Here is a 6,180-nt window from a genome sequence, read left to right as displayed (position 1 = left end):
AATAATATTTTTTCCTGATCTGCCTTGGAATCAGCATTTTCTAGCGGTTCATAGGTCCCAAAGTCCCACACCATCACAGTACCTGCCCCGTAATTTCCCTCGGGAATTATACCTTCGAAATCTTTATAATCATAAGGATGGTCCTCCACCATCATCGCAAGCCGCTTTACAGCCGGATCAGTCGACGGACCTTTCGGTACCGCCCAACTTTTGAGCACACCATCCATTTCCAGACGAAAATCATAATGCAGCCTGGACGCATCGTGCTTTTGGATGACAAATATCAATGCTTTCGCTTTCGCCTCGCCACCTTTGGGTTCAGGTGTTTTATCAAACTTGCGCTTTTCGTTGTATTTAACCAGGCTCATGATTTCTTTGGATTTAAGATGGATGCCGCTTAGGAAACATAGTTGGAAGAATAAAATAATCATACCGTCGCCTCTGAAACGCAATGATTTGGAATGGTTTTTGAGCCCGTCCAGCAAAAGACATGGAAACTAAACTTTGAAAAAATGAGTGTTATTGATATTCTGGGAGAACAGGAAGAAACTTTGGGGACGGAAGAAGACCTGCGCGAAGAGATTGTGGTAGAGGTCATGCAACAGGAAATGTCTGGAAGTCTGGTCAAAATAGAATTTGAAACTTCCGCCGGATTTTGCCGGGGACATTACTTTTCCAGTGAGCTCGGTCATGAGGAAATTAATCTTGAAGCGGATTCATTGGAAATTTTAAAGTCTTTATTTCCAGGTGTTAATGGTGCTTTCGTTCACCAAATGAACCGTGACTGGGTCGAAGTTAGCTTGGCGGAATCGACGATTGGGTTTCCCGAGTATAAGATGTATAGTCGAATTGTTACGGGTGGGGCGGTTTGAAATTCAACCTTAATTTCGTCAGCTTAACGTAAAATTTTGCCCTGAAAATCCTTAATTATGTCGAAATTAGAGCTCGTACTTAACGACAAACTTTTCTTTCATGAAGGATATCAGTGCAAAAGATTTGAAATCCATTGCGGTTTTTAAGGATGTTCCGGAAGACCAGTTGCAATGGATGGTTGATCAGAGTGAACATTACGAATTGGCGGAAGGTGCTTTCATGACCTCGCCGGGCGAACCGTTGAAAGGAACGCACATCATCATCAGCGGGCGCATTGAGCTTTACCGGATCCAGAACAATACCAAACTGACCATTGCAGAAATGCTCCCCGGTACCGTAACGGGTGTTTTACCCTTTTCAAGAGGGAAAGTCGGCGTTGCCTACGGTCAATGCACAGAGGTGACCCAGCTGATGACATTCCCCCAGGAAAGACTGCGTGAGCTTATCATTTCGCATTACGAACTTACCCAGGCACTCGTCATCGTGATGACATCCCGGGTGAGGGAATTTACGGAGCTTGAACAGCAGAATGAGAAAATGATGGCATTAGGCAAATTGTCGGCAGGATTGGCGCACGAGCTTAATAACCCCGCTGCCGCTATTGTACGCGGGTCTGATTCATTAAAAAAGCATTTGCTATTGCAGCCAGGGGCTTTTAAAAAGCTGATCTCCATTCATTTGTCTCCTGCTGAAATCGACATTATCAATGAGAAAATGATGGCATTGCAGGCTAATACCGACCGGCCCGTGCTGTCGATGATGAAAAGATCTGAAAAGGAAGACGAAATCCTTGATTGGCTGGACCTCAATAATGTAGGAGAATGTGACGACATGGCCGAAAACCTTGTTGAGTTTGGTATTAGCGAATCGGATTTGGATGATTTGAAGGGTAAAATCAATAAGGACGACTTTTCTCCGATACTGCTCTGGATTAACAACAGCCTCACAACCGAACGAATGGTAGCCGACATTCAGGAAGCTTCCAAGCGGATTGCAGACCTGGTGGGTTCGGTCAAAACATTCACGCACATGGACAGGGGCGGGGAGAAAGAGGTGATCGATATTCATACCGGCATTAAAAATACCCTGACTATGCTTAATTATAAACTGAAAAAGGGTAATATCAGGGTAATCGAGGAGTTTGACCTGACCTTGCCGCATTTAAAGGCAATGGTAGGAGAGCTGAACCAGGTATGGACGAACCTAATCGATAACGCGATTGACGCCCTTGAAAATCAACCTGATCCGGAACTTAAAATCATCACGCACCGCGATAAGGAGTTCATCAAAGTGTCGATCTGTGACAATGGCCCGGGTATTCCCAAAGAGATTCGTACCAAAGTTTTTGATCCGTTCTTTACGACGAAATCGATTGGAAAGGGAACGGGATTGGGGTTGGATGTGGTTATGCGCATTGTAAAGCAGCATCACGGCTCAGTTACACTTCACACAGAAAGCGGGAAAACAGAATTTCTGGTTTGTTTTCCCATTAATGGATAATTTAGGTCTCATTTTATAAAAATTCTCAACTATGGGTTTGCCCATTATATTCTCTATTGACGATGATCCGCAAGTGCTGCGGGCTATCAGCCGCGATCTCAAATCTCATTACCGCGATAAATACAAGGTTCTTAGCACCACTTCCGTGGCCGAAGCGATGGAAAGTCTGCTTGAACTTCAAAATAAAGGAGAGGAAGTAGCCATTTTTGTTTCCGACCAGCGCATGCCGGAAATGCAGGGTGTGGATTTTCTTGAAAAAGCGATGGTGCTGTTTCCATTCGCAAAAAGAGTATTACTTACGGCTTATTCGGATACTGACGCGGCCATTAAGGCGATTAATGATGTGCAGCTGGATTATTACCTGATGAAACCCTGGGACCCCCCGGAAGAAAAGCTATACCCGGCGATAGATGAGTTGCTGCGCGACTGGCAGGCAAACTACCGCCCGGATTTTAAAGGCATCAAAGTGATAGGTTACCAATTCTCGCCTAAGGCGCACGAGATCAAGGACTTTCTAGCGGGAAATTTGATACCTTATGCGTGGATGGACGTAGAATCCAATGAGTCAGGAAAGCAGATCGCCGCTACTAATAGTTTGTGCCCGGTCGATTTTCCGGTGGTCATATTTGACGACGGTATTTTACTGAAAACACCTTCATTAATAGACATTGCAGAGCGTATCGGGCTGAATGCGAAAACGAAGCAGCAGATCTACGACGTGGTGATCATCGGAGCAGGGCCCGCTGGGCTTGCGGCATCGGTTTACGGTGCTTCCGAGGGATTAAGTACCTTATTAATAGAAAGAAAGGCACCTGGCGGGCAGGCCGGAACCAGTTCAAGGATAGAGAATTACCTCGGCTTTCCTATGGGCCTAAGCGGGGCTGACCTCACACGCCGGGCGATTACGCAGGCGACGCGGTTTGGTACCGAATTTCTTTCCCCACAGTTTGTCAAAGAGATCAAATTAAAAGATAAATATAAGACCATCGTACTCGGGGACGACAGCGAGGTTAATGCCAAAGCAGTGGTGATTACCACCGGGGTGGATTACAGGAAGCTGGAAACCAAGGGTATCAGTGATTTTACAGGCAAAGGAATCTACTATGGGGCCGCCAGTACAGAGGCGAGTTCCTGCGGTAACAAGGATGCGTATGTGCTGGGAGGCGGCAATTCTGCTGGCCAGGCTGCGATGTATTTGTCCAAATTTGCAAGGAATGTCTACATTCTGGTCCGTAAGAATGATCTCACATCTTCGATGTCGTCTTACCTGATCGACCAGATCAAAGGCACTAACAATATCACCATTCTGGGTTGCACCGAGATCGTGGAGGCGCAGGGGAATGATCATCTCGAGGGGTTGAAACTAGTGGATCTCAATACCAGCGAGGAGCGCACAGTGCCTGCCGATGCGCTTTTTATCTTTATTGGTGCCAAGCCTTACACGGATTGGGTTGGCCTCGAAATTATTAAGAATAGCAAAGGTTTTATTGAAACCGGGCGCGATATGAAGGGTTATAGCAATTTCCGTCAGGTATGGAAAGCGGAGCGTGATCCCTACTTACTGGAAACCAGTTCTCCGGGTATTTTTGCCGCGGGCGACGTGCGGGCAGGAGCTATGAACCGGGTGACGTCCGCGGTAGGCGAAGGCTCCATGTCCATCAGTTTTGTTCATCAATATTTAAGCGAGGTATAAATGGATCAGGTTTGTAACCACATCAATGAAATAACAGATATTAAAACTGCTGCTGAGCGGGTTTGCGAAGAATGTAAGAAAGTGGATGGTTGGTGGGTTCATTTAAGGACCTGCCAGACTTGCGGCGCAACACTTTGCTGCGACAGCTCTCCTGCCCAGCACATGACCAAGCATTTTCATCAGACAGGCCATCCGGTGGCATCTTCTGCCGAGCCGGGAGAGAAATGGCTGTGGTGTTATGCCGATGAATCTTTTGTGACTTATGAGTAGGAGCTCGCGGCGACTGGATTGAATTTTGTAAGTTTGTGTATGTCAAAAGCAACTACTGTTTCCGAGTTTTACAAAGAGATCGACCAACTCATTCCCGAGCCGGTCCAGAAAGAGATCGGTCACTTTAATCTGTTCAAGACTGCGGAGTTGTACCGTTCCAAGAGCGGTTCAATGCCTTACAACAGACGGTCGTATTACAAAATTAGCCTGATTCTTGGTAAAAACAGGGCTGAATACGCCGATCAAGTCATTGACATTGAGCATAATGCCTTGCTTTTTGCGACGCCCCTGATCCCCTACAACTATGAGCCGCTGGATGAAAATCAAGCCGGCTTTTTTTGCATTTTCTCAGAGGATTTCCTGACGCAGGACAACAGCGGTATCAGGCTGAAAGAGCTTCCGGTCTTCAAACCGGGCGGCAGTCCCATATTTTTCCTGACCGATGCACAGATCGCAGAAGTGAAAGTTTTATTTGACAAGATGTTCCGGGAAATTGAATCTGACTATGCTTATAAGTACGATTTGCTGCGCAATTACGTCATTGAATTGATCCATTTCGGACAGAAACTCCAACCGGCTACCTCGCTCTTCACCGAGACTAATGCTTATAACAGGGTTTCTTCCTTATTTATAGAACTGCTTGAAAGACAGTTTCCTATCGAGCCTCCCCATCAGAAGCTGGCTTTCCGGTCAGCCAAGGATTATGCCGATCAGCTGTCTATTCACGTCAATTATCTCAATAAAGTCTTAAAAGAAATCACGGGCAAAACCACCACAGAACTCATTAGCGACCGAATCGTGAAGGAGTCGAAGATCCTTTTGAAACACACCGATTGGAATGTTTCCGAGATCGCATACAGTCTGGGATTTGAAGAGCCTTCTCATTTTAATAATCTTTTCAAAAAACATACTTCGCTCAGTCCGCGCGCATTTCGGGTGTGAGATTTGAATTTCGTAAGTTTTGATTTGAAACCGACAGTTTTCAGGATTGGGTTGCCTATACCTTTGTTCCATCAATTTTAAACAAACAAAATGATGGAATCAGGGAATAAAATAGCATTGGTAACAGGCGGCAGTCGTGGATTAGGTAAAAATATGGCACTCGCTCTGGCCAAAAAAGGAACAGATGTCATTGTAGTCTACCGCAGCAAAGCTGAGGAGGCCGAAGAGGTGGTAGCAACCATTGAAGCATTGGGACGGAAGTCAGTGGCAGTTCAGCTGGATACTGCCAATGTGCACACATTTGATGCATTTTTCAAATCGCTTTCAGTGATTTTACAGGAGAAATGGGGTAGGAACAGCTTCGATTTTTTAATCAATAATGCCGGAATCGACCGCCGTTCCGCATTCGCCGATACGAGCGAGGAAGCATTTGACGAACTGATGAATGTTCATTTCAAAGGCGTTTACTTTTTAACCCAAAAAGCATTGGGATACATGGCCGACAATGGACGGATTGTCAATCTTTCCACTGGTTTGGCTCGCTTCTCAACGCCCGGTTATGCTGCCTATGCATCGATGAAGGGCGCTGTTGAAACATTGACGAAGTATTTGGCGAAGGAATTGGGACACCGCGGTATCACCGTGAATGTGGTCGCGCCAGGTATCATTCACACTGATTTCACCAAAAATGCATTCGATGCGCATCCCGGATTGGAGGACTATATGAAAACCATCACGGCTTTAGGCAGGGTAGGTATGCCCGATGACATTGGTGGCGTGGTTGCTTTTCTCTGTTCGGATGAGGCACGCTGGATCACGGCGCAGCGCATTGAGGCTTCGGGCGGAATGAACTTGTGATATTGCCGGCGGAAGTATTATTGGAATTGCTTTCTGTTATTTGG

Annotated in this window: 7 protein-coding genes; 6 read left to right on the top strand and 1 reads right to left on the bottom strand. The window is 46.1% G+C overall.

Annotation, left to right across the window (positions count from 1 at the left end; genetic code table 11):
* Positions 1 to 368, bottom strand: a 368-nt coding sequence (locus tag ABIO93_RS31570) for a DNA polymerase ligase N-terminal domain-containing protein (protein ID WP_348074033.1), incomplete at its 3' end; no start/stop codon positions are given.
* Between the two features lie 144 nt (positions 369 to 512).
* On the opposite strand from ABIO93_RS31570, the gene ABIO93_RS31565 reads away from it, so the two are divergent.
* The 6 genes from ABIO93_RS31565 (at position 513) to ABIO93_RS31540 (ending at position 6,136) form a co-directional block, all read left to right on the top strand.
* Positions 513 to 872, top strand: a complete 360-nt coding sequence (locus ABIO93_RS31565) for a hypothetical protein (RefSeq protein WP_348074032.1) — start codon at positions 513 to 515, stop codon at positions 870 to 872.
* A gap of 100 nt (positions 873 to 972) precedes the next feature.
* Positions 973 to 2,373, top strand: coding sequence for an ATP-binding protein (locus ABIO93_RS31560; RefSeq protein ID WP_348074031.1), 1,401 nt, complete (start codon positions 973 to 975; stop codon positions 2,371 to 2,373).
* 31 nt (positions 2,374 to 2,404) lie between these two features.
* Positions 2,405 to 4,066, top strand: a complete 1,662-nt coding sequence (locus ABIO93_RS31555; RefSeq protein ID WP_348074030.1) for an FAD-dependent oxidoreductase — start codon at positions 2,405 to 2,407, stop codon at positions 4,064 to 4,066.
* On the top strand, positions 4,067 to 4,336 hold the full coding sequence (locus tag ABIO93_RS31550) for a UBP-type zinc finger domain-containing protein (RefSeq protein ID WP_348074029.1): 270 nt from the start codon (positions 4,067 to 4,069) through the stop codon (positions 4,334 to 4,336).
* Positions 4,337 to 4,375: 39 nt separating this feature from the next.
* A complete protein-coding gene (locus tag ABIO93_RS31545) occupies positions 4,376 to 5,278 on the top strand; it encodes a helix-turn-helix transcriptional regulator (protein ID WP_348074028.1) in 903 nt (300 codons plus the stop codon).
* A gap of 90 nt (positions 5,279 to 5,368) precedes the next feature.
* Positions 5,369 to 6,136 carry an SDR family oxidoreductase gene (locus ABIO93_RS31540; protein ID WP_348074027.1) on the top strand — a complete coding sequence of 256 codons (768 nt, stop codon included), beginning with the start codon at positions 5,369 to 5,371 and terminating at the stop codon, positions 6,134 to 6,136.
* The last annotated feature ends 44 nt before the right edge of the window (positions 6,137 to 6,180 follow it).

Source organism: Dyadobacter sp. (assembly GCF_039919315.1).
Classification (GTDB): Bacteria; Bacteroidota; Bacteroidia; order Cytophagales; family Spirosomataceae; genus Dyadobacter.
Note: the sequence above shows the minus strand (reverse complement) of the source record. Positions and strands in the feature narration are given on the sequence as shown.

What these genes read in the sequence shown, in the direction of transcription:
- ABIO93_RS31555 (WP_348074030.1), top strand. Translation starts at nt 2,405, where the DNA reads ATGGGTTTGCCCATTATATTCTCTATTGACGATGATCCGCAAGTGCTG.
- ABIO93_RS31540 (WP_348074027.1), top strand. Translation starts at nt 5,369, where the DNA reads ATGATGGAATCAGGGAATAAAATAGCATTGGTAACAGGCGGCAGTCGT.
- ABIO93_RS31565 (WP_348074032.1), top strand. Translation starts at nt 513, where the DNA reads ATGAGTGTTATTGATATTCTGGGAGAACAGGAAGAAACTTTGGGGACG.
- ABIO93_RS31545 (WP_348074028.1), top strand. Translation starts at nt 4,376, where the DNA reads ATGTCAAAAGCAACTACTGTTTCCGAGTTTTACAAAGAGATCGACCAA.
- ABIO93_RS31550 (WP_348074029.1), top strand. Translation starts at nt 4,067, where the DNA reads ATGGATCAGGTTTGTAACCACATCAATGAAATAACAGATATTAAAACT.
- ABIO93_RS31560 (WP_348074031.1), top strand. Translation starts at nt 973, where the DNA reads ATGAAGGATATCAGTGCAAAAGATTTGAAATCCATTGCGGTTTTTAAG.